Source organism: Mucilaginibacter sp. 5C4 (assembly GCF_034345625.1).
In the GTDB taxonomy this organism is placed as follows: Bacteria; Bacteroidota; Bacteroidia; order Sphingobacteriales; family Sphingobacteriaceae; genus Mucilaginibacter; species Mucilaginibacter aurantiaciroseus.
This window is the reverse complement of the sequence record NZ_CP133775.1, coordinates 4,114,774-4,136,479: the sequence shown is the minus strand read 5'-3', so window position 1 is coordinate 4,136,479 and position 21,706 is coordinate 4,114,774. Positions and strand designations below refer to the sequence as shown.

General features: G+C 43.0%; 19 protein-coding genes. 10 read left to right on the top strand and 9 right to left on the bottom strand.

Features of this window, described 5'->3' with window-relative positions:
* Window positions 1–139: 139 nt before the first annotated feature.
* The 3 genes from ileS to RHM67_RS19300 are packed head-to-tail and all read left to right on the top strand — an operon-like array spanning window position 140 to window position 4,507.
* Entirely contained in the window at window positions 140–3,523 is a 3,384-nt protein-coding gene (gene ileS, locus RHM67_RS19310; RefSeq protein WP_322232209.1) for an isoleucine--tRNA ligase, read from the top strand.
* Window positions 3,524–3,901 carry a TraR/DksA family transcriptional regulator gene (locus RHM67_RS19305; protein ID WP_322228925.1) on the top strand — a complete coding sequence of 126 codons (378 nt, stop codon included), beginning with the start codon at window positions 3,524–3,526 and terminating at the stop codon, window positions 3,899–3,901.
* The gene (locus tag RHM67_RS19300) at window positions 3,902–4,507 is read left to right on the top strand and encodes a lipoprotein signal peptidase (RefSeq protein ID WP_322228923.1); all 606 of its coding nucleotides are present in this window, start codon (window positions 3,902–3,904) and stop codon (window positions 4,505–4,507) included.
* A 661-nt stretch (window positions 4,508–5,168) separates the two neighbouring features.
* Here RHM67_RS19300 and RHM67_RS19295 read toward each other — a convergent pair.
* Complete coding sequence (locus RHM67_RS19295; protein WP_322228922.1) at window positions 5,169–5,318, bottom strand: hypothetical protein; 150 nt, start codon at window positions 5,316–5,318, stop codon at window positions 5,169–5,171.
* A gap of 69 nt (window positions 5,319–5,387) precedes the next feature.
* On the opposite strand from RHM67_RS19295, the gene RHM67_RS19290 reads away from it, so the two are divergent.
* Complete coding sequence (locus tag RHM67_RS19290; RefSeq protein WP_322228920.1) at window positions 5,388–6,530, top strand: lactonase family protein; 1,143 nt, start codon at window positions 5,388–5,390, stop codon at window positions 6,528–6,530.
* A 103-nt stretch (window positions 6,531–6,633) separates the two neighbouring features.
* On the opposite strand, the gene RHM67_RS19285 is transcribed toward RHM67_RS19290, so the two are convergent.
* The 6 genes from RHM67_RS19285 to RHM67_RS19260 all read right to left on the bottom strand — a co-directional run bounded on the left by RHM67_RS19285 (window position 6,634) and on the right by RHM67_RS19260 (window position 11,863).
* Window positions 6,634–7,134: a hypothetical protein gene (locus RHM67_RS19285; protein WP_322228919.1), complete on the bottom strand. Its 501-nt coding sequence runs from the start codon at window positions 7,132–7,134 to the stop codon at window positions 6,634–6,636.
* Window positions 7,135–7,208: 74 nt separating this feature from the next.
* Window positions 7,209–8,366 carry an N-acetyl-alpha-D-glucosaminyl L-malate synthase BshA gene (gene bshA, locus RHM67_RS19280; RefSeq protein ID WP_322228917.1) on the bottom strand — a complete coding sequence of 386 codons (1,158 nt, stop codon included), beginning with the start codon at window positions 8,364–8,366 and terminating at the stop codon, window positions 7,209–7,211.
* 240 nt (window positions 8,367–8,606) lie between these two features.
* Window positions 8,607–9,017 carry a hypothetical protein gene (locus RHM67_RS19275; protein WP_322228916.1) on the bottom strand — a complete coding sequence of 137 codons (411 nt, stop codon included), beginning with the start codon at window positions 9,015–9,017 and terminating at the stop codon, window positions 8,607–8,609.
* Between the two features lie 83 nt (window positions 9,018–9,100).
* On the bottom strand, window positions 9,101–9,340 hold the full coding sequence (locus RHM67_RS19270) for a hypothetical protein (RefSeq protein WP_322228915.1): 240 nt from the start codon (window positions 9,338–9,340) through the stop codon (window positions 9,101–9,103).
* 110 nt (window positions 9,341–9,450) lie between these two features.
* The gene (locus tag RHM67_RS19265) at window positions 9,451–10,137 is read right to left on the bottom strand and encodes an SIMPL domain-containing protein (protein WP_322228913.1); all 687 of its coding nucleotides are present in this window, start codon (window positions 10,135–10,137) and stop codon (window positions 9,451–9,453) included.
* Window positions 10,138–10,432: 295 nt separating this feature from the next.
* Entirely contained in the window at window positions 10,433–11,863 is a 1,431-nt protein-coding gene (locus RHM67_RS19260; RefSeq protein ID WP_322228912.1) for a pseudouridine synthase, read from the bottom strand.
* Between the two features lie 221 nt (window positions 11,864–12,084).
* Between RHM67_RS19260 and RHM67_RS19255 the strand changes: the two genes are divergently transcribed.
* The 3 genes from RHM67_RS19255 to RHM67_RS19245 all read left to right on the top strand — a co-directional run bounded on the left by RHM67_RS19255 (window position 12,085) and on the right by RHM67_RS19245 (window position 13,659).
* Complete coding sequence (locus RHM67_RS19255; RefSeq protein WP_322228910.1) at window positions 12,085–12,876, top strand: lytic transglycosylase domain-containing protein; 792 nt, start codon at window positions 12,085–12,087, stop codon at window positions 12,874–12,876.
* Between the two features lie 235 nt (window positions 12,877–13,111).
* Window positions 13,112–13,309, top strand: a complete 198-nt coding sequence (locus RHM67_RS19250) for a hypothetical protein (protein ID WP_322228909.1) — start codon at window positions 13,112–13,114, stop codon at window positions 13,307–13,309.
* Window positions 13,310–13,461: 152 nt separating this feature from the next.
* Window positions 13,462–13,659 carry a hypothetical protein gene (locus tag RHM67_RS19245; RefSeq protein WP_322228907.1) on the top strand — a complete coding sequence of 66 codons (198 nt, stop codon included), beginning with the start codon at window positions 13,462–13,464 and terminating at the stop codon, window positions 13,657–13,659.
* Between the two features lie 45 nt (window positions 13,660–13,704).
* On the opposite strand, the gene RHM67_RS19240 is transcribed toward RHM67_RS19245, so the two are convergent.
* Entirely contained in the window at window positions 13,705–15,231 is a 1,527-nt protein-coding gene (locus tag RHM67_RS19240; protein WP_322228906.1) for a P-loop ATPase, Sll1717 family, read from the bottom strand.
* Between the two features lie 390 nt (window positions 15,232–15,621).
* Window positions 15,622–16,233, bottom strand: a complete 612-nt coding sequence (locus tag RHM67_RS19235) for an esterase-like activity of phytase family protein (RefSeq protein ID WP_322228904.1) — start codon at window positions 16,231–16,233, stop codon at window positions 15,622–15,624.
* Between the two features lie 159 nt (window positions 16,234–16,392).
* Between RHM67_RS19235 and uvrA the strand changes: the two genes are divergently transcribed.
* The 3 genes from uvrA (at window position 16,393) to RHM67_RS19220 (ending at window position 21,595) form a co-directional block, all read left to right on the top strand.
* Window positions 16,393–19,239: an excinuclease ABC subunit UvrA gene (gene uvrA, locus RHM67_RS19230; RefSeq protein WP_322228903.1), complete on the top strand. Its 2,847-nt coding sequence runs from the start codon at window positions 16,393–16,395 to the stop codon at window positions 19,237–19,239.
* 24 nt (window positions 19,240–19,263) lie between these two features.
* A complete protein-coding gene (locus RHM67_RS19225; protein ID WP_322228902.1) occupies window positions 19,264–19,983 on the top strand; it encodes a phosphodiester glycosidase family protein in 720 nt (239 codons plus the stop codon).
* Window positions 19,984–20,089: 106 nt separating this feature from the next.
* Window positions 20,090–21,595: an NAD(P)H-hydrate dehydratase gene (locus RHM67_RS19220; protein ID WP_322228901.1), complete on the top strand. Its 1,506-nt coding sequence runs from the start codon at window positions 20,090–20,092 to the stop codon at window positions 21,593–21,595.
* Window positions 21,596–21,706 lie beyond the last annotated feature (111 nt).

The following is a 21,706-nucleotide window of genomic DNA, read 5'->3' as shown; positions in this document are numbered from 1 at the left end:
TAGCATGTTTTTCCTCCCTCTCCGAAGGAGAGGGCCGGGGAGAGGCTGAAATCTCTCCGTCATAATTCCCTATTTAACTATCATTTAATAATAAAATTCGCTATTTTTGCAACCTTTAAAATTCGACGCGAACACATTGATGTACAAGGAATATAAGCAGTTAAATCTATCCCAAACAGGTAAAGACGTGCTGGATTTCTGGAAACAGAACGGCATATTCGAAAAAAGTATCAGCAGCAGGCCGGCAAGCAAGCCGTACACCTTTTATGAAGGCCCGCCCAGCGCTAATGGTATGCCCGGTATCCACCACGTTATGGGGCGGAGTATCAAGGATATTTTTTGCCGTTATAAAACCCTAAAAGGTTACCAGGTAAAGCGTAAAGGCGGCTGGGATACCCATGGTTTACCTATCGAGTTAGCTGTCGAAAAATCGTTAGGCATTACTAAAGATGATATCGGTAAAAAGATAACCGTTAAAGAATACAACGATGCCTGCCGCAAGGAGGTAATGCGCTATACCGATGTTTGGAACGACCTTACCCTAAAAATGGGCTACTGGGTAGATCTTGACAACCCGTACGTTACCTACGAGAACGAATATATCGAAAGCCTTTGGTGGATCCTGAAACAACTTTACGATAAGGACATGTTGTACAAAGGTTACACCGTACAGCCTTATTCGCCAAAATCGGGAACGGGCCTTAGCTCGCACGAGCTGAACCAGCCGGGCACCTACAAAATGGTGAAGGATACCACCATTGTCGCCCAGTTTAAAGTAAAGAACGATAAAGATTCGGCCTTTTTATTTAACGGAGTAAACAGCGATGTATTCATTCTTGCCTGGACGACCACCCCATGGACACTGCCTTCAAACTGTGCTTTGGCAGTTGGCGAGGGCATCAACTATGTACAAATAAATACCTTTAACCCTTACACCTACGACCCCATCAGCGTTGTATTGGCTAAGGACCTGGTGAAAAAATATTTCAAGGCTGAAGGCGAGAACGCGTCTTTTGAAGATTACAAAGGCGGCGATAAAATTATCCCCTGGACCTTAACCCGCGAGTTTAAAGGCACCGACCTGTTGGGCATCCATTACGAGCAGTTAATGCCGTACGTAACCAATGCCGACCTGGAGAAAAATGCCTTCCGTGTTATCCCGGCAGATTTTGTGACTACCGAGGATGGTACCGGCATTGTACACACCGCGTCTATTTTTGGTGCGGATGACTTTAGGGCATGTAAGGAAAACAACGTACCATCGGTACTGATAAAAGACGAGAACGGTAAAGATGTGCCTTTGGTTGATAAGCAGGGCCGCTTTGTAGATGAGGTTACCGATTTTGCCGGCCGTTACGTTAAAGAAGAATATTACACCGATGCAGACCGTGCCGCAGAAGGTTTTAAACCGACTGATGTATTGATCTCCATCAAATTAAAAACCGAGAACCGCGCGTTCGACGTTAAAAAATACGAGCACAGCTACCCGCACTCGTGGCGTTCTGATGAGCCGATACTATACTATCCGTTGGATAGCTGGTTCATCCGTACTACTGCGGTGAAGGATAAAATGGTTGCGTTAAATAAAACCATTAACTGGAAACCCGAAAGTACCGGCACAGGCCGTTTTGGCAACTGGCTGGAGAACCTGGTAGACTGGAACCTGTCGCGTTCGCGCTACTGGGGTACCCCGCTGCCTATCTGGCGCGAGGAAGATGGCAAGGAAGAAAAATGTATCGGCTCGATTGCCGAGCTGAATGCCGAGATAGAAAAATCTATCGCGGCCGGTTTAATGCCCGTGGGCTTTAAACTGGAGGATATGCACCGCCCTTATGTGGATGATGTGATCCTGACCTCATCAACCGGTAACCGCATGTTACGCGAGGCAGACCTGATTGACGTTTGGTTTGATAGCGGCGCTATGCCTTACGCGCAATGGCATTTCCCTTTTGAGAATAAAGAAGAGTTTGCTGCTGCTTACCCGGCCGATTTTATTGCTGAGGGTGTTGACCAAACCCGCGGCTGGTTCTTTACCCTGCACGCCATTGCGGTGATGCTGAGCGAAGCCAGCGACGAGGTAAAAGCCGTAAACGAATTAGTTGGCAATAAAGGTGTAGCGTTTAAAAACGTGGTATCAAACGGTTTGGTGCTGGATAAGAACGGTAACAAAATGTCTAAACGTTTAGGCAATGGTATCGATCCGTTTGAAACTATCGAGCAATTTGGTGCCGATGCCGCCCGCTGGTACATGATCAGCAACGCGTCGCCATGGGATAACCTTAAATTCAATATCGATGGTATTGATGAGGTTCGCCGTAAGTTCTTCGGTACGTTGTACAACACGTACTCGTTTTTTGTGCTGTATGCCAACATCGATAAGTTTAAATATGAAGAGGCCGAGATAGCTTTAGATAAACGCCCGGAACTTGACCGCTGGATCATATCATTACTAAATACCCTGAGCAGAGAGGTTGATGGTTTTTATGCCGATTTTGAACCAACCAAAGCTGCCCGCGCCATACAGGAATTTGTTGACGCGCACTTTAGCAACTGGTACATCCGCTTAAGCCGCCGCCGTTTCTGGAGGTCGGATAATTCGGAAGATAAGCTATCGGCGTACCAAACGCTTTATACTTGTTTAATAACTATTAGCAAGCAGATGTCGCCCATTGCGCCATTCTTTGCAGAGCGTTTATATACTGATCTGAACAGCGTTACCGGTAAAGAGGAGTTTGAATCGGTACACCTTGCTTACTACCCGGAATATCATAACGACCTGGTAGATACCGCCCTTGAAGAGCGGATGCAAATGGCGCAGGATATCTCATCGCTGGTATTATCGCTTCGTAAAAAAATAGAGATCCCGGTTCGCCGCCCGTTAAGCAAAATATTATTGCCGATATTGGACAAGACCTTTAAGGAGCAGATTGAGAAGGTTAAAGAACTGATCCTTTCTGAAACGAACATCAAGGATATTGAGTACATTACCGATGCCGCCGGTTTCATTAAAAAGAAGATAAAACCAAATTTTAAGGCCCTGGGCGCTAAGGTTGGTAAAGATATGAAAGATGTAGCCGCGGCTATCAATGCGTTTGGCCAGGAACAGATCTCGGAATTAGAAACTACAGGCACAATTGCGGTGCTTGATGGCAAATACGATATCCTGTTATCGGATGTGGAAATTATCGCAGAAGATGTTCCGGGCTGGCAGGTTGCAAATTTAGGCAAACTAACCGTGGCTTTAGATGTTACGATAACCGACGAGCTGAAAGAAGAGGGTTATGCCCGCGAATTTGTAAACCGAGTTCAAACTGAACGTAAGAACAAATATTTTGAAGTTACCGATAGGATAAATGTTGTCGTGAATTGTGGCCCCGAGATCTGGAACGCATTGGAAAATAATTTAGCCTATATTTGCGCCGAAATTTTAGCTGATAGCCTTGTGCTTGATAATCAGCTAACTGAAGGCGAAAAGGCCGTTATTGACGAATATGAAATTTTGATTGCTATAATTAAAACTTAAATGGAAAACCAAAAAACAAGGTACTCTGATTCGGAATTAGTAGAATTTAAGGACCTACTATTAGAAAAATTGCGCAGCTCCAAAGAAGAGCTAAATGCATTAGCTACTTCGTTAAGTTCGCCAAATGCGAATGGTACAGATGATACTGCAGGTACTTACAAAACATTGGAGGATGGATCTGCAACGTTGGAAAAAGAACAAATTAACCAGTTAGCTGCCCGCCAAAAGAAATTTATTGAGCAGTTAGAGGCTGCTTTGATACGTATCGAAAACAAAACCTACGGTATTTGCCGCGAAACCGGTAAGCTTATTCCTAAAGAACGCCTGCGTGCGGTACCGCACACAACGCTAACTATGGAAGCTAAACTGAAGCAATAAATGAAGGCTGCTTATACAAAACCTTTTTTTACTGCTGCTTTAATTATCCTGCTCGATCAGATTATCAAGATCTGGGTGAGAAAACACATGTTCCTGGGCGAAGAAATTCATTTCCTGGGCAACAGGGGGATGCTGCACTATACCGAAAACAACGGCATGGCCTTTGGCATGGAATTGGGCGGCGAGCTTGGTAAACTGGCTTTAACGCTATTCCGCATCGTCGCGGTTTGTGGTATTGGTTACGCTTTGGTTTTCCTGGTAAAACATAAATACCACCGCGGCCTTGTGATGATGGTAGCCTTAATATTAGCCGGTGCGCTGGGTAATATTATCGATTCTACCTTTTACGGGGTCATCTACAATTATGCCGGGATCTTCCACGGCCGTGTAGTAGATATGTTTTATTTCCCGCTGTTAACGGGCGTGTTCCCGGCATGGGTGCCCATCTGGGGAGGCGAGGAGTATATCTTCTTCCGCCCGGTATTTAACCTGGCTGATGCTGCCATATCAGTAGGTGTCATCATGATACTATTAAACCAAAAGCGCTACTTTAAACAGGAAGAGCCCGAGGTAAGCAGCCCCAATAGTGAAATGGTAGAAGAGTAAAGCCTCAAAATTCGTAATATTTTAAAGCCCTCTCAACGGTAGTTGAGAGGGCTTTTTATTTATAAAAGCACAGTTCATTTCGAACAAGGTACGAGGAGAAATCTTGTTAGATAAGACAGGTAGACGCTGTTCCATCTCTGCGCGTCATTGCGAGCGATAGCGTGGCAATCTTCGATAGAAAAATCTACAATTAGTTCTTAGTTAGGAGTGGGTGAAGCGTATTTTCGCCTGTGGATGTTCATTTTTTCGTAGTGTGTTTATTTTTGTTTTGGTGCTCAAGAGGGCTATGCCGTTCTTTTTTGTCGCAAAAAAGAAACGAACCAAAGAAAAAACACGCGGCTGTACCGCTTTGATGTTAAAGGGTGGTAAGGCAATGCCTGTGCTATCCGCAACGCGCTAAGGCCGCAGTAGGAGAGTAGCTGTTAGGTTCTTCAAACTCGTTCTGAAAATTCCTTAATTCGGAAAACGGCGAAGCTTTCTTGAACGCCCCAAAATATAATAATTTGAAAAATCCCGGTTCAGATAAAAAATCAAATGAATCGTATAAATCCGTTTAATCCCGCTTCAAGACAATTAGTAAACCTTCATTACTTCGTTACAGCAATGACGACTTGGCTGTAGAGACGCGATACTTCGCGTCTCTTTGCATTCAAAAGGTGCGTTAGGGATTGTAGCGGATACCGGCCTCGCGCCTAATGCCTGTAGGCGTATGAGCGTAAAGCCCGCCCGCAGGGAACGCCCTAACGATACAACTAAACCAATTGTTCGTAAAGAAGTCTGATAAAGCAATTACTTTTAAAAATTCTGTCAATTCATAAATTCGGCAAATTCTGGTTCAGACATATTTTATTAACTTGCACTTATAAACCAAAAATTCCTGATGAAAAAATTCCTGATATTGATCTCTATGTTATCCCCATTTTTAGGCACCGCGCAGCAAAAGCCCAAAAAGTCCCTTTTCCCAAAAAGCTATGATATTGTTGTTGGCGCTTATACAAGCGGTAAAAGCAGCGGGTTATCCGTTTATCGTTTTTATACTGAAAGCGGCCGCATAGCTTATCTTAACCGTATCGATGATATAAGCAACCCATCGTATGTGGCGGTATCGGCCAATAATAAATTTGTATACGCGGTAAACGAGAATGATAACGGCGAGGTTAGCTCATTTAAATTTGACGGTAAAACAGGCGCCTTAACTTTCATCAATAAAGTATCGACATTGGGTGGTTCGCCTTGTTATGTATCGGTTGATAAAGAACAGAAGAACCTGTTTGTAGCCAATTACTCGGGTGGTAATATCGCGGTGTTACCTATTAATGTAGATGGGTCTATTGGCGCTGCGGTGCAAACCATTAAGGATGAAGGCCATGGCGTAAATAAAGAGCGCCAGGAGAAAGCACACGTGCACACGGCAGTTCTATCGCCCGATGAAAAATATGTGCTGTACACCGACCTGGGTACCGATAAAATAAACATCACCAAATACAAAGGCGGTAAAGAGAACCCGATAGTGCCTGCTAAACCGGCATTTGTAAGTGTAACCCCGGGTTACGGCCCACGCCATTTGGCTTTCTCTAACGATAAAAAATACCTGTACGCCATTATGGAAATGGGAAGCGCGGTTTTAGTGTACGACTATAACAACGGCAAACCTAAATTGAAACAAGACATTACTTTATTGGCTGATGGTTTCAAAGGCGCTACAGGTGCTGCGGATATCCACATCACACCAAACGGAAAGTTCCTGTACGCCACTAACCGTGGCGATGCTAATGATATATCTGTATTTTCAATCAACCAGGAAAATGGCGAGCTTACCTTTATCGAGCGTAAGCCTACAGGTGGCAAAGGCCCGCGTAACTTTGCTATCGATCCATCGGGTAGGTTTATCGTTATCGCGCATCAAACCAGCGATAGCATCATTGTGTACAAAATAGATGAGAATACCGGCAAAATTGGGCAGGCCGTTAGCCGTGTAGAAGTTGGCAACCCGGTTTGTGTGAAGTTTGCATCAGCGATGTAGGAGGAAATTCAAAATTCAAAATTCAAAAATAGAGGAGCCGAAAGTGTCATACACTTTCGGCTCCTTGTATTTATTAGGTAAAGATTTTGAATTTTTACTTTATCTACTGGGCTTTGGTAAACGAGTAAACGATGTAACCTTTGCCGCTGTTACCAATTGGTACAGGTGAGCGTAAGGTCATGTTTGCATTGTCTATATTGCCAATATCTAAACGGTAACCTTCGGCTACGTTTTTAGCTTTATCGCCCTGGTAAAGTTTTTTGAACTGGAACTGCGTACCGGTGCTGCCACCGTTAAACACCGACCAGAATATGGGTTGCGACGCGCCGTTTTGTAAGGTATAAATACCGTTACCGCTATTAGTAAATTTCCAGGTGCTGCCTACAAAATCCTTTGGCGATGCCTGGTCAAATACGTTTTGTACAGCGCCTGGTACAAGGCCGTCATAGCTTACGTTAGTAAGCGTCCAGGTGCCGGTAAATTTACCGCGAGACACATTTGAAGATGTTGTAGTACCCGCGTTTGTTTGCTGCGGTGTTGAACAGGCCGAGAAAATAAACGCAACGGCTAAAATGGCAATGGTTGTTTGGAATATCTTTTTCATGTTATATCTTATTATAATATATGTTGATTGGTGTATAAACACAAATCAGGCCAAAAGGTTATAATTATGTTACACTATTTATTGCTGCATTTAGCAACTTCCAGTTTGTTCTTCTCTATCACTTCTTTGTAGAAGTTTTCGTACAGTGGCATAATGTTGGCAAGCTCCAGTTCTTTAGCTCGTTTAAGGGCGTTTTCTTTAAATTGGTTAAGCCTGTCCTCGTCCTCTAAAATATAGATTGCTTTCTCGGCCATGCCGTCAACATCGCCAATATCCAGTAAAAAGCCGGTAACACCTTCTATGTTTAGCTCGGGCAACCCGCCCGCGTTACTGCTGATAACAGGAACTTTGCAGGCCATAGCTTCTAATGCTGCCAAACCAAAACTTTCGGACTGTGACGGCATCAGGAACAGGTCGGCTACCGACAGAATCTCTTCAATAGCATCCTGTTTGCCTAAAAAGCGTACATGCTCGCTAATGCCCAGGTCGCGACACAGGCGTTCACATAAAGAGCGTTCGCCGCCATCGCCAACCATTAATAATTTAGCCGGGATCTTCTCTATCACTTTGGCAAACATCTTCACCACATCTTCGGTACGTTTTACCTTACGGAAGTTAGAAGTATGCACCAAAACCTTTTCGCCATTAGGGGCGATGGCTTTTTTAAAGTGATCCTTCGGTTTAAGGCTAAAACGGGTAAGGTCGATAAAATTGGGGATCACCTTAATGTCCTTCTCTATCTTAAAATATTTGTAGGTGTCGTTCTTTAAATGCTCGGATACCGCGGTTACGCCATCGCTTTGGTTAATGGAGAAGGTAACCACCGGTTTATAGGTGCTATCCTGCCCAACTAAAGTAATATCGGTACCGTGCAGCGTAGTGATGAACGGAATAGAAATGCCGTAAGTAGCCAGGATCTGCTTTGCCATAAATGCTGCAGACGCATGGGGGATAGCGTAGTGTACGTGCAGCAGGTCCAGTTTCTCAAACCTTACCACATCTACCAGGCGGCTGGCAAGGGCCAGTTCATACGGTGGGTAATCAAACAATGGGTATTGCGATACCGATACTTCGTGGTAAAAAAGGTTTTCGGAGAAAAAATCGAGGCGCGCAGGTTGGTTGTAGGTAACAAAGTGAATTTGGTGCCCGCGGTCTGCAAGGGCTTTACCTAACTCTGTAGCAACAACCCCGCTTCCGCCGAAGGTGGGATAACAAACTATTCCTATTTTCATTTTGTGTGATACGCTTTAAGCCCTCACCAATGTTATATTTTTTGCACTGATAATGAGCATACAAGTTTAACAGCAATTTGTTGTAAAAGTGTTACCCGTATGTAAAATGATTGATAGGGGAGATGTAAGTAAAAATTCACAAGTCAAAATTCAAGAAGGTTGAAAATACGGAAGGTTGAGAATTGCAGAGTACAACGCCAATGCCCCAATCAACTAATGAACCAGTGAACTAATGAACACTTACACCACCCCGGCCATCAGCTTCAATAACGAAGCGTTCACCAGATTGTTGATAGCGTTTAGCGCGGCATTACTTTTGGAAGTTTTTTGCAGATCGGCATGATAGATCATATGATCTACACCCAAAACTTTAAGCGTGGCATCGGCAGTGATACTTTCGTTACACTTGTAGCAGCAAATTTTAATGTGCTTATAAAAAGGGTTGGTTTTCAGGCGGCGTAATATGCGTTCCAGGTTGCCTGCCATGTGCGCATGGTCAAACAGGATCACATCGGGCTTTGTTTCGTGTATCTCCGGGAATATCGCGGTAATGGCAAAAATATGTTTCACGTTATCGTACTCGGCCAGTAGCTGGTCGGGGAAAGCTTGCGGGGCAACCAAAAGTACTCTTTTAGAACGTGTACGTATCATGCTCAAACAGTTAGGGGACACGAATATAAAATGTATATTCTATATTAACAAACTACAAGCAATATTTTAGTTATAAGCAACTGTTAATGAATTGGTCGCGCGTTTAGGGTATCGCTTGCGCCGCGGCCGCTTGGGTCGGCATTGCCTTTGTTAAGGCTGTCCGCTTTTGTTGAATCGGCCGCCCGGGTATCGTTTGGATCGCCGGTTCCCACCTTGGCTACGGTATCTGCCGAGCCGCCTACAGCCTTGCTGCCGCTATCTTTACAAGCAGTTACCGATGCTGATAATAAAATAACGATGGCAAAATATTTTAACGTTTTCATAAGGGTCAATTTACTTTTTATAATAACATGCCTGTAAAATAAATGTTTGCCGTAGCCCCAAAACAAAAGCGGCCCCGATTACTCAGGGCCGCTTTAATATACAGGGTTAATTATTTTATCTCGAAAATGGCGTTGATCTGGAAGCTCAGTTTGATCTTACGCACATCGATGTCAGAAACCGGCGCTACATCAGCGCTTGCGGCTTTTGACATAAACATTACGTTACGTGGCTGCGGGAAACTGCTGTTATCGCTTTCTGTAATGTTTAGCGCGCTGCCCAATTTATCGCCAAGTCCGTTCACTAAAAACGCTGCTTTATCGCGGGCAGCTATCAAAGCTTTCAGTTTAAGGGCGTTTTTAATATCGTTGATCTTAGAGTAATCGTAGCTATCGATGTTAGTGCTCTGGATGCCTTTAGCATCAACCTGGCTCAAGATCTGGTCAAATTTATTCAGATCGCGGAATTTGATGCCGTATTGTTTGCTGGCTAAAAAGTCCGGGTTTTTCTTTTTCTCGGTCTGGTAATTCCATGATGATAGGCTGTTGATGGTAAAATCCTCTTTGGCAATACCGGCTTCGGCAACCGCTTTTTCTAATTGTTTTTCCAGGGTAGAAATGGTCACTTTGGTTTTACCGTTCATGTACTCTTTTAAAGAGATAGATACGTTGATAATATCGGGCGTAACCTCCTGCTCGGCAATGCCGGTAACTTCAATTTTACGGCGCAGGTCTGCGTTTTGTGCGAATGCCCCAAAGGTGGTAGCAACAAGAGTGGCTATTAAGAATAATTTTTTCATGTTTTGTGTCTTTCTAATATTTGTATAATGTAGAGTTAATTACGTGCCGAAAGTTTAATCTGCAACACCTAATAAATATAAATTAGTAACCCGTAACGCGCTTTGATGTTTTAATAAGGGGATAATAAACACTTAAGCCAATAATAATGAGCGGAAAATATTTAATAATATTTGTGTGGGAGCCCGTAAGCAGGGAGGCGGGAAGTATCGCGTCTCCACATTATAAAATTCGTGGAACCAAGCTAAACAAAAAAGGCGCCGTAAGGCGCCTTTTAATATTCTGTATATTCTGATCTTATTTTATCAAATGCTTCAATTGTATCACTTCCTTCTCATCAAGGTATCTCCAGCGGCCACGCGGAAGATCTTTTTTGGTAAGGTTGGCATAAACCGAGCGGTCGAGTTTTACAACATCGTAACCAAGCGATTCGAAGATGCGGCGCACAACACGGTTTTTACCGCTATGGATCTGGATGCCGATCTCTTTTTTTGTACCACCCGTTACATACGATACGCTGTCAGGTTTAATCACACCATCTTCAAGCTCTACACCAAATTCAATCTTGTTTAGATCGCCCTGGCTAAGTGCTTTGTTAAGCTCTACCAGGTAAAGTTTAGTAACACTGTTACGGGGGTGAGAAAGTTTATCGGCAAGGTCGCCATCGTTGGTCATTAATATTAAACCGGTTGTGTTACGGTCAAGGCGGCCAACAGGGTAAATGCGTTCGCGGCTGGCTTTTTCTACCAGGTGCATAACGGTACGGCGCTCCTGAGGATCATCCGTAGTAGTAATGTAGTCTTTTGGTTTATTAAGCAGTACGTAAACGTTTTTTTCGCGTTTTAAAGCCTCGCCGTTGTAACGTACCAGGTCTTTAAGCGGGTCAACCTTGTGGCCCAGTTCCGAGATCACCTCGCCGTTTACCGATACCACACCTGCAGCGATCAGTTCATCGGCCTTACGGCGACTACAGATACCTGCATTGGCAATATAACGGTTAAGGCGTATCAGGCCGTCGTCTTTAGTTTTAACAACCGGGTTTTTACGGCCACGCATAGTAGGTTTTGCCGGGGCATCATCACCTTCGCGTTTGCGGAAACCTGTTGAAGTACTCGGAAAATCTTTTACGCCACCACGGGTATTGTTAAATTTTTTCTCACCAAAGCTTTTCTTTGGTCCGCCTGAGCCATCGGTACCGGCGGGGCGTCTGTTAAATGGTTTATCACCGGCAACAGGGTTTTTGCGTGGGCCGTACGATGCGGGGCCTAAGCCTGGTTTGCGGAAAGTGCTGCCACCTTCGCTGTCGCCACCCGGTGTGCGGCCGCTATAAGGCTTATCGCGCGGGGTAAAACTTTTACGGTCGCCTTGTGGTGCATCGCCGCCGAAGCTGCGTTTAGGGCGGTCGTTATCTGCGGGCCTGCCGGTATATGGGCGGCCTTTTGGTACAAATGCTTTTTTATCGCCACCGCTAAATGATGAGGACTGGCCATAGGCTTTTTTAGGCCTGTCGGTGCCTTCAGCATCTGGTTTACCGGTTTTGGGTTTTGAGTAGGTAGATTCGCGTTTATCTACCGAGAAGTTTTTTTTGCCATCTGTGCGGCCTGCGCCAAATGATTTTCCTGTAGAGGATGATGATGGCCTTTTGCCGTTTTCGCCACCACTTTTCGAGCGGTTTTGAGAGTTGTTCGGCCTGTCGTCGCGACTACCTGCTGGTCGTTTAAATACCATAATTTTTTGTTTTGCGCTTTCGCAGCGTGAGGGTCAAAAGTACAACTTTTTAACCAAAAAAGCAACTTTTTAATCGGGCTCAAAAAGTACGTTTAAACCGTTTTAAACCACGATTTTGGCACTGTTTTAAAATTCTCGAAACACTAAGTAATTAGTAAGTGTTTGACAATCTGATTAATATAACATACCTTTGCACTATATCATACCAAAAAGTATAATTAATGAGTAAAATTGAAATGACTAAAAAACACTTAATTACGTGCTCCGTAATCCTGGTGCTGGTTATCATTTCCAGACTTAACATTTACAGTACAGAACCCGTTTTTACCCCGAAAATCATCGTTAATACACATTCAAATTACATTTTTAACCACGCTGTTAATGATGCCGAAGTGGCGTATAATTTTGCAAACGAAGCACTGCCTGTAAACGACAAAAGAGTAGATTTTAAATTAAAAAAATCAATAGCAAAGCACGGGTATAAAACAGTTCAATCGAACGTTTTACATGCAAAAGCCGACAAGATGTTCCCTATCATAGAACCTATCTTAAAAGCCTACGGGATCCCCGAAGATTTTAAGTACGTACCGTTAGTGGAATCGGGCTTATGCGAAGGTACATCACCTAAAGGCGCACGTGGCGTATGGCAGTTTATGCCTGGCACCGCACGCACCTATGGTTTAAAGGTTGGCAAGGGTAAAGATGACCGCTTAAACCTGCGTAAATCTACCATAGCAGCCTGCAAGTACATTAAGGAGCTGTACGGTGAGTTTAACAGCTGGACATTGGCCGCTGCTGCTTACAATAACGGTTCTATTAAACTGGAACGCGCCATGAACAAGCAAAATGAGGATAACTATTTCCGCATGACGCTTAACCGCGAAACCGGTTCGTACGTTTACAAGCTTGTTGCAATGAAAGAGATCATCAATAAGCCTGCGAAATATGGTTATAAAAACTTTTATAGCTATATGCAAAAGCCAATGCCGTTTTTAGTGGCACACAACAATTAAAGTAATTTAATATTACGGAGCACATTCAAAAAGCCATCCCTGTTGGGGTGGCTTTTTTTGTTATAAATACCTTAAAATAAAGTATAAATACATTTTTATAGAAAAAAATACGTTATATTTATGTAGTAATACTAAAACTGAGTGTAACCCGTACTACAATGCCCCGCCCTTAAGCAGCAGTTGACCTACTGCTCCGGAGACTCCAAATTTTTATCGATGCTAATTTATATTTGCTATGAGAAACATGGAGCATGCAATACGGTATTTACTTGCCGTTCAGAAAAAAAACAAGGGTTACTTTACCGAACATCGCCTAAAAATAGCCGACTGCGTAGCTATAACAGGCGTCGGTAACGCTATGGGTGTGAGTGTTACTAACGCCACATTGCCACAACATATTAAAGATGATATCGATGCTATGTTTTGGATTTGACGAACAATAAAAAAAACTTGATCGTCCCGAAATCCAACCCCACGGTAATATCCGTAAATAGAGTAGACCGAACCGATCCTCTATTTTCCCCCTGATTAACTTGAGGCCTTGTCGGCTGTATAAACATTTCTAAAAAATTAAATTGAGATGCTATGAGTAACAGGGAGCACGCTTTAAGGTATTTGTATGCCGTCGAGAAAAAAAACAAAGATTATTTTACCGGAAATCGCCTAAAGATCACCGACTGTGTAGCCATCACCGGCACCGGCGATGATGTGCAAGTAGAAGTTATAGACACCGCCTTGCCGCCATCCATTCAGGATGATATAACGGCTGTATTTTGGATATAGGGAAAACTTCGGATAAATATTAACATTTGGTAGTTACCTTAATTATCATTCCCTGAAGGTATGAAGTCCCTTATTAAAGCCAGGGTGTAATAATATATTTAAACTACTATTATATGAAGATTTTTCATTGCGTATAACAGAGAAATATTCAGTATGTTTTAGGGTCTTGTTTACATTAAATATAATTCCCAATCTATATAATAGTTTTAAAAGTTGTTCAGCATCAAGTCCAATTTTATTTTCGTAAGGAGCATACTTTGATCGGAAAACATTGAATGAAATATGACTTTCTCCAAGGTTTCTAAGAAATTCATAAAGCTTTGATTTATCAAGTACAAGAGGCCCAAATTCATTCGCTAATTCACCTAATAACCAAGACGAATATTCTTTCTCCGCATCTAATATATTTTTCACATTTAATTTTTTCCATTTTCTTGCGTCTTCTTGAATTTTTATGCAAAACTGAACTATGTCTCTTGGTCTATGTAAAGATTTTTTGACCATGTAAGCAAATACACTTTGTTTAGAGCTATTATTATTTAGCAAAGAAATATTTGTCGGATTAAAGATTTTAAAAAATGGGTTCTGATCTTTGATGTCAACCAAACTTCGTTTAATACGACTATTTAGAAGTTTTAATAAAGCTGGATTATCCCAGTCTGATCTGTTAATAATTGCCCAATTTAATTGTAGTTTAAACTGATCCCATCTTGCGCTTTCTGCGTCATAATTATTTATTTCATAAAATATGTCAGATCTTAGATAGCATATTATTTTAACTGGTACACTAATTTGATGAAATGTCTGATTTAAATCATACACCACTTTAAAAAGACTAATGATAGATTGAAAGTAATGGTCATTTTTAATATAGGTTGTATAGTTGTCATCTAATTGATCAAATTGAATTATATATGATGATGTTGAACTGGTTTTCAAATATCCTTTGATTAACTGCTCAAGTTGGGCATTAATTAGTGTGATATTTGTTAACTCATCTCCCAAATCCTTTGCCGTTTCAGATGTATATCCTATACCCGACCCTTGTAAAAATAATCCAGATGTGGTTTTAGTTGTTTGTTTAGTGACTTTTTTATGCAAGTCATTTAAATCAGTTCCAAATTTATATCCAACATAACTTCTAATTTGTATATAGTCGTCATTTATAGAAGACTTTTCATCTATAATAATGTGTTTTGCAATTTCAGATAAAATAATATTTCGCCAAATACTTTGATATTGATTAGGCCTCGAAAAATCGTCATCCGTTAGTTGTAAAAATTTTTCAAAAGGAAAAGTCTTGAATGATAAATTTGAAACTAAAGTTCCTTTATCTCCCTGTTGTGCATGAATCCAATTATAAATCGCTGATTTGCCAGTACCTTTACGACCAATGACAAAGAATTTCCTTCCTTCCACCAATTGTTCCCAGTAATTATCATCAATAAAGTACTCTGAAATATTGGGATCGTACAAGCCATCAATGTCTCCGAAATCGATAAGATCAAGGGCTTTATAAGCATCAAATGAATTCGATTGAATGGTTTGGGGTTTTGAAGAGTATTTTGCCACAGTTTGTGATTTGGTTACCGAAAATTACTGTTTTTTATCTACAATCAAGAGATTAGATTTTTAAACTTTTTAAAAATTACGGAAGGGAAATTTGTGTGAGTTTTTAAATTTGGTTTCAGGGATTATAAATCAATATCTATTTTGATGTTAATCATGGATATCTATTAATGAATTCTAATGTGAAATCAAACTATTAATATGCCTCTTTTCACATAAACTCGAATGGCGGAAAAGCTTTGCAGCGTTAGGGTGACGATTAGGGGCAAAGCTCGTACAGAAAGCGGGGCTATATTAACGAAAAAGCCACTACAGTACCTTTTCTTAAAAATAACAAAAGCCCCCTCCGTGCAAAGAGGGGGCTGTATAAGTAATCTCAAGTAAAAGAAATTTTTACAACTTCAGTTTTACAAAGTATAACCTGTTATGGTCTATGGTTTTTGTAGATGGCAGTATTTTTTGAGCGAAACCGCTTGCGCCGTTATCTACCACACCAAAATCATCATCGTTTGATATAACCAGGATGTTACCTTTTAACAGGGTGATACCTTCGGCTTTATCATGCGGGTAAATGGTTGGCAGGTCTTTTAACAGATCCAGCTGCAGGGTTTTGGTCACCGGGGTAATGCCGGCTGCCTGTAAGCCTGCCGCGTCATTTAATTCCTCTATCGTTTTGCCGTTGTAAAGCTTACCTGTCGCGCTGTTTGTGGCGTCAGAAATATCGGTAGCGTTGCTTACATCTATTTTAAAGATCTTTTTAAAAGTAGCCGGGTTAGTTGGGTTGCCGCCATAAAGGCCATCTCGCTCTATGGTTAAGAAAGTAGTGGCGTTAACCGCCATGATCTCGCTGCAACCGGTAAGCGTGGTGTTTTTCATAGTGTATGCATATTGCTTGGTTTTGCCGGTAGCAATTTCATAAGTTAATATACGTAACACTACCGAGTTGGCTACAGCGGCCTTTGTAGGGTTGTACATTGGCGATTGCATGTTTGGCGGAGGTGGCAACGGCTTGATGGTGAGGCTAAAATTTTACATTAGTAAGTACTTCATATCTGGGTGAGGCCTATAAACCGACGTCGGTTTTGCGTATATTTGCGAACTTTTTTAGTAATAACGCGGCCAATTAAAACCAAGCCGTATCTGTCTTGTTTTCTGGAAGAATATATGAGCGAAAAAACATTAGACCTGGGCGAGCAAAGTGAAGTTGAAGTTTATGGTGCCCGGGTACATAATTTAAAAAATATAGATGTTTCTTTCCCGCGCAACAAGCTGGTTGTTATAACCGGATTGAGTGGCAGCGGCAAGTCATCATTAGCTTTCGATACCATTTATGCCGAGGGGCAGCGCCGATATATGGAAACATTTTCGGCCTACTCGCGCCAGTTTATGGGTGGGATGGAACGGCCTGATGTTGACAAAGTATCGGGCCTGAGCCCGGTAATTGCAATCGAGCAAAAAACTACCAGTAAAAACCCACGCAGTACCGTTGGTACTATTACCGAGATCTACGATTTTATGCGTTTGCTTTTTGCCCGCGCAGGGGATGCCTACAGCTACACTACCGGCGAAAAGATGGAACGCATGAGCGAGGAGCAGATCCTGAAAACCATTTTTGATAAGTTTGACGGGCAGCCGATTAATATTTTGGCACCCGTGGTAAAGGCCCGCAAAGGCCATTACCGCGAACTTTTTGAGCAGATCCGCAAGCAGGGCTACCTAAAGGTTTACATTGATGGCGCCATTGCCGATGTGGAAGCTAAAATGCAGGTAGACCGTTACAAGATCCACGATATTGATATTGTGGTTGACCGTTTAGTGGTGAGCGAGGCCGATAGCAAAAGGTTATATACCTCGGTACAATCGGCATTAAAAATTGCCAAGGGTATTATCCGTATTGGCGATAAGGACAATAACGTAGCCTACTTTAGTAAATACCTGATGGACCCGGTTTCGGGTATTTCGTATGATGAGCCTCAGCCAAATACTTTTTCGTTTAACTCGCCATATGGCGCTTGCGGAAAGTGTAATGGTTTAGGGTATATCTTCGAGGTTGATGAAGCATCGGTAGTGCCAAACCCTAAGCTGAGCATCCTAAACGGCGGACTTGCACCTATTGGTGAGTACCGCGAAACCTGGATCTTCCAGGTGTTGAAGGCACTGGCTAAAAAGTATGAGTTCTCGCTATCTACCCCAATAGATAAACTTACCCGCGAACAGCTGGATATGATATTGAACGGCACGCCGGATATGATAACCGTTGCCGTGGAATACAATAAATGGAACGTGCAAAACTACCAGGTTACGTTTGATGGTATCATAAGGATGCTGGAAGAGCAGCAGGAACGCCGCAACGACGAAGGTATGGACGATATGGAAAACTATCGTGTATTGCGTACCTGCCCGGTTTGTGATGGCGCACGTTTAAAGAAAGAATCGCTGCACTTTAAGGTCGACGGGAAGAACATCTTCGAACTGGCCTGTATGGATATCACCACACTTAATAAGTGGTACACCGGCCTGGAAGACAGGCTGAACGAACGCCAGAATGTAATTGCCAAAGAAATCTTGAAAGAGATTCGCGCACGTATTGGCTTTTTGCTGGATGTGGGTTTAAGTTATTTGACTTTAGACCGTACCGCCAAAACCCTTTCGGGTGGCGAGGCGCAGCGCATTAGGCTGGCTACACAAATAGGTTCGCAGTTGATGAATGTAATGTACATTCTGGATGAGCCAAGCATCGGCCTGCACCAACGTGATAACGAACGACTGATTAATGCCCTTAAAAACCTGCGCGATCTGGGTAATACCGTTTTAGTTGTGGAGCACGATAAGGATATGATACTGGAAGCCGACCACGTGATTGACATGGGCCCGGCTGCCGGTGTACACGGTGGTACAATCGTAGCACAGGGAACCCCTGCTGAGCTAATGGCACACCATACGCTTACCACATCATACATCAACGGCGAGCGTGAAATTGCCATCCCCGAAAAACGCCGCGAGGGAAATGGTAAAACCTTGTCGCTTAAAAAGGCTACAGGACATAACCTTAAAAAAGTTTCTGTCGATTTTCCATTGGGTAAACTGATTGGGGTAACGGGTGTGTCAGGTAGTGGTAAATCAAGCCTGATCACCGAAACCTTGTACCCGATATTAAACCATCACTTCTTCCGTGCTAAAAAGGTGCCTTTGCCTTACGATAAGATAGAGGGACTTGAACATATTGATAAAGTAATAGAGATAGACCAAACGCCAATTGGCCGTACGCCGCGTTCAAACCCGGCTACTTATACTGGGGTGTTCTCGGACATCCGTAACCTGTTTGTGGCGCTGCCCGAGTCGAGGATTCGCGGGTACAAACCGGGCCGTTTCTCGTTCAATGTAAAGGGTGGCCGTTGCGAAACCTGCCAGGGTGCAGGCCAAAAGGTGATAGAAATGAATTTCCTGCCGGATGTACAGGTGCCCTGCGAAGAATGTGGCGGCCGCCGCTACAACCGCGAAACACTGGAAGTACGCTACCGAGGTAAATCCATTAGCGATGTGCTGGATATGAGTATTGAGGATGCAACGCCGTTCTTTGAGCACATCCCGTCTATTTACCGTAAGGTTAAAACCTTGTTTGATGTTGGTTTGGGTTATATCACCTTAGGGCAGTCATCAACAACCCTATCCGGCGGTGAGGCACAACGTGTAAAACTGGCAACAGAACTAAGTAAAAAAGATACCGGTAACACTTTCTATATATTAGATGAACCAACCACAGGCCTGCATTTCGAGGATATTAACGTATTGCTTGGGGTAATTAACCAACTGGTAGATAAGGGCAACTCGGTATTGGTTATCGAGCATAACCTGGACGTGATTAAGGTGGTAGACCACGTTATTGACCTTGGCCCCGAAGGAGGCTCGGGCGGTGGTAAGATCCTGTTCAGCGGCACACCGGAGGGCTTGTGCAAAGTGAAGGATAGCTTTACCGGTCAGTTCTTGAAAAAGGAAATGGGAGTGAAGTAAAAATAGCGGTATATTGTGGATTGAATGAAGCAAACCAAAATTTTCCTGTCCGCAATTGCGCTCTTGTTAGTAGGGGTAGTTGCTTTTGCTTTTATACAGGATGATGCTATTTTCCTTGCCTATCGGGTCAACCCGAAAGAACTGGATGTAAAACTGTACTGGCAGGACGAGCACAATCAAAACTTCGGCAGCATTCAGAACTTAAAACAAGCTCTCGCAAAAAATAAAAAGCAACTTCTCTTTGCCATGAACGGAGGAATGTATAAGCCAGGTGGTCCACCTCAGGGTTTATACATTCAAAATAAAATAACCCTGTCGCCGTTAGATACTGCAACGGCTAACGGGAATTTTTACCTCAAGCCCAATGGCGTGTTTTACCTAACTACGGACAACACAGCAGCCATCCGTACTACACCAAATTTCAAGGACAACGGTAAAATAAAATATGCTACCCAATCTGGCCCAATGTTACTTATTGATGGACAAATTCACCCCTCTTTTAAAGAAGGCTCAAGTAACAAGAATGTCCGCAACGGTGTAGGTATTTTACCTGATGGCAGCATACTATTTGTGCTATCCAAACAAGCCATCAACTTTTATGATTTTGCCAACTACTTTAAAAAGCAGGGTTGCAAAAATGCGCTGTACCTGGATGGGTTTATTTCCCGGGCTTATCTGCCCGAGAATGGTTGGGTGCAATTGGATGGAAACTTCGGAGTGATTGTCGGAGTGACGGCTAAATAAACATAGTGAAGAGCTTTTTACCGTAGGCAACGGTCGTGATATTGCAATGCAGATATCATTATTTTCTTCCCCCAAAACAAAACCATAAATCCTATCTTTAGGATATATGCTGCCATTACTCGTATCCAAGCAAATTCGCGAAGCTGACGCTTATACTATAGCTAATGAGCCTATTAGCTCTGTCGATCTGATGGAGCGGGCCGGTAAAGCCTTTGTGGGTTGGTTCATCAATCATTTCCAGGATAAAAAACAAACCATTGCGGTTTACTGTGGCACGGGCAATAATGGCGGTGACGGTTTAGCCATTGCCCGCATTTTGTGCGACCATGGTTACTGCAATATTGATGTGAAAATTTGCCGGTTTAGCGATAAGGCCAGCGACGATTTTAACGTAAATTTTAAGCGTTTAAAAGCGACAAAAATCACCATAAAAGAGCTTAAAAACGGCTCTAAAACGCCCTTAGAACAAGCCGAGATAATTATTGACGCCATGCTGGGGAGTGGGCTTAATAAACCCCTCGCCGGCGATTACAAAACTTTGACCGACTACCTTAACAGCCGTGGCAAAACCATGGTAGCCGTTGATGTGCCCACCGGTTTTTACGCCGATGGCGAGATCCCCAAAGATGCCACCGTTTTAAAGGCCGACCTGGTGATCACCTTTCAGCAACCAAAACTTAATTTCCTGCTGCCCGAGAGCGGCCCGTATATCAATTGCTGCGAAGTAGTGAAGATCGGTTTAGATGAGGATTTTATCAACTCGGTTGATACGCCTTACTTTCTCGTAGAAGAAAAGGATGCAAAGCAACTCATCAAACCACGCCATCGCTTTAGTAATAAAGGCACATATGGACATGCGCTGATCATAGCCGGTAAGTATGAAACCATGGGTGCGGCATTGCTCTCAGCATCTGCCTGTGCGCATGCGGGGGCGGGGCTAACTACAGCGTGCATCCCGCAAAGCGGATTGGTTGCCTTGAATAGTTCTATGCCCGAAGTGATGGCTTTGGTGCGTTCTGAAATTAAGCTACCGGAAATCGAATGGGATAAATTTAGTACCATTGGTATTGGCCCGGGTTTGGGCCAGGAACCTAGTACTTTAAAACTGCTGAAAGCTATATTTAAAAATTACAATAAACCCGTTGTGATCGATGCGGATGCGCTGAACGTGCTGTCAGAAAATCAGAGCTTGTTAAAAAAGATCCCTGCCGGGAGTATCATTACCCCGCACATGAAAGAGTTTGACCGCCTGTTTGGGAAACATACCAACTGGTGGCAACGCCTGCAAACGGCTAAAGCTAAAGCAAAAGAGTTAGGCATTTACATCATCCTTAAAAACGATTATACCATTACGGCTACGCCGGATGACAAACTATATTTTAATTCGACAGGGAACGCGGCTATGGCTACGGGTGGGATGGGAGATGTGCTTACAGGAATCATCACATCACTGTTAGCGCAAAAATATTCGCCAAAGGATGCGTGTACATTAGGCGTGTATATTCATGGTAAGGCGGGCGATGAGTTAGCTTTGCCCAACAGGTTAAATGTGGTATTACCTACCAAAATTATTACCCATTTGCCGGTTACAATGGCAAAATTAAAGGCATAAAAAAAGCGAGTGTCAGTATCAAACACTCGCTTTTTAAACTATTAACTGATCTTATAAAGAACTATATACTTCTAACTAACTGTACATATGACGTGCAAGCCATACATTAGT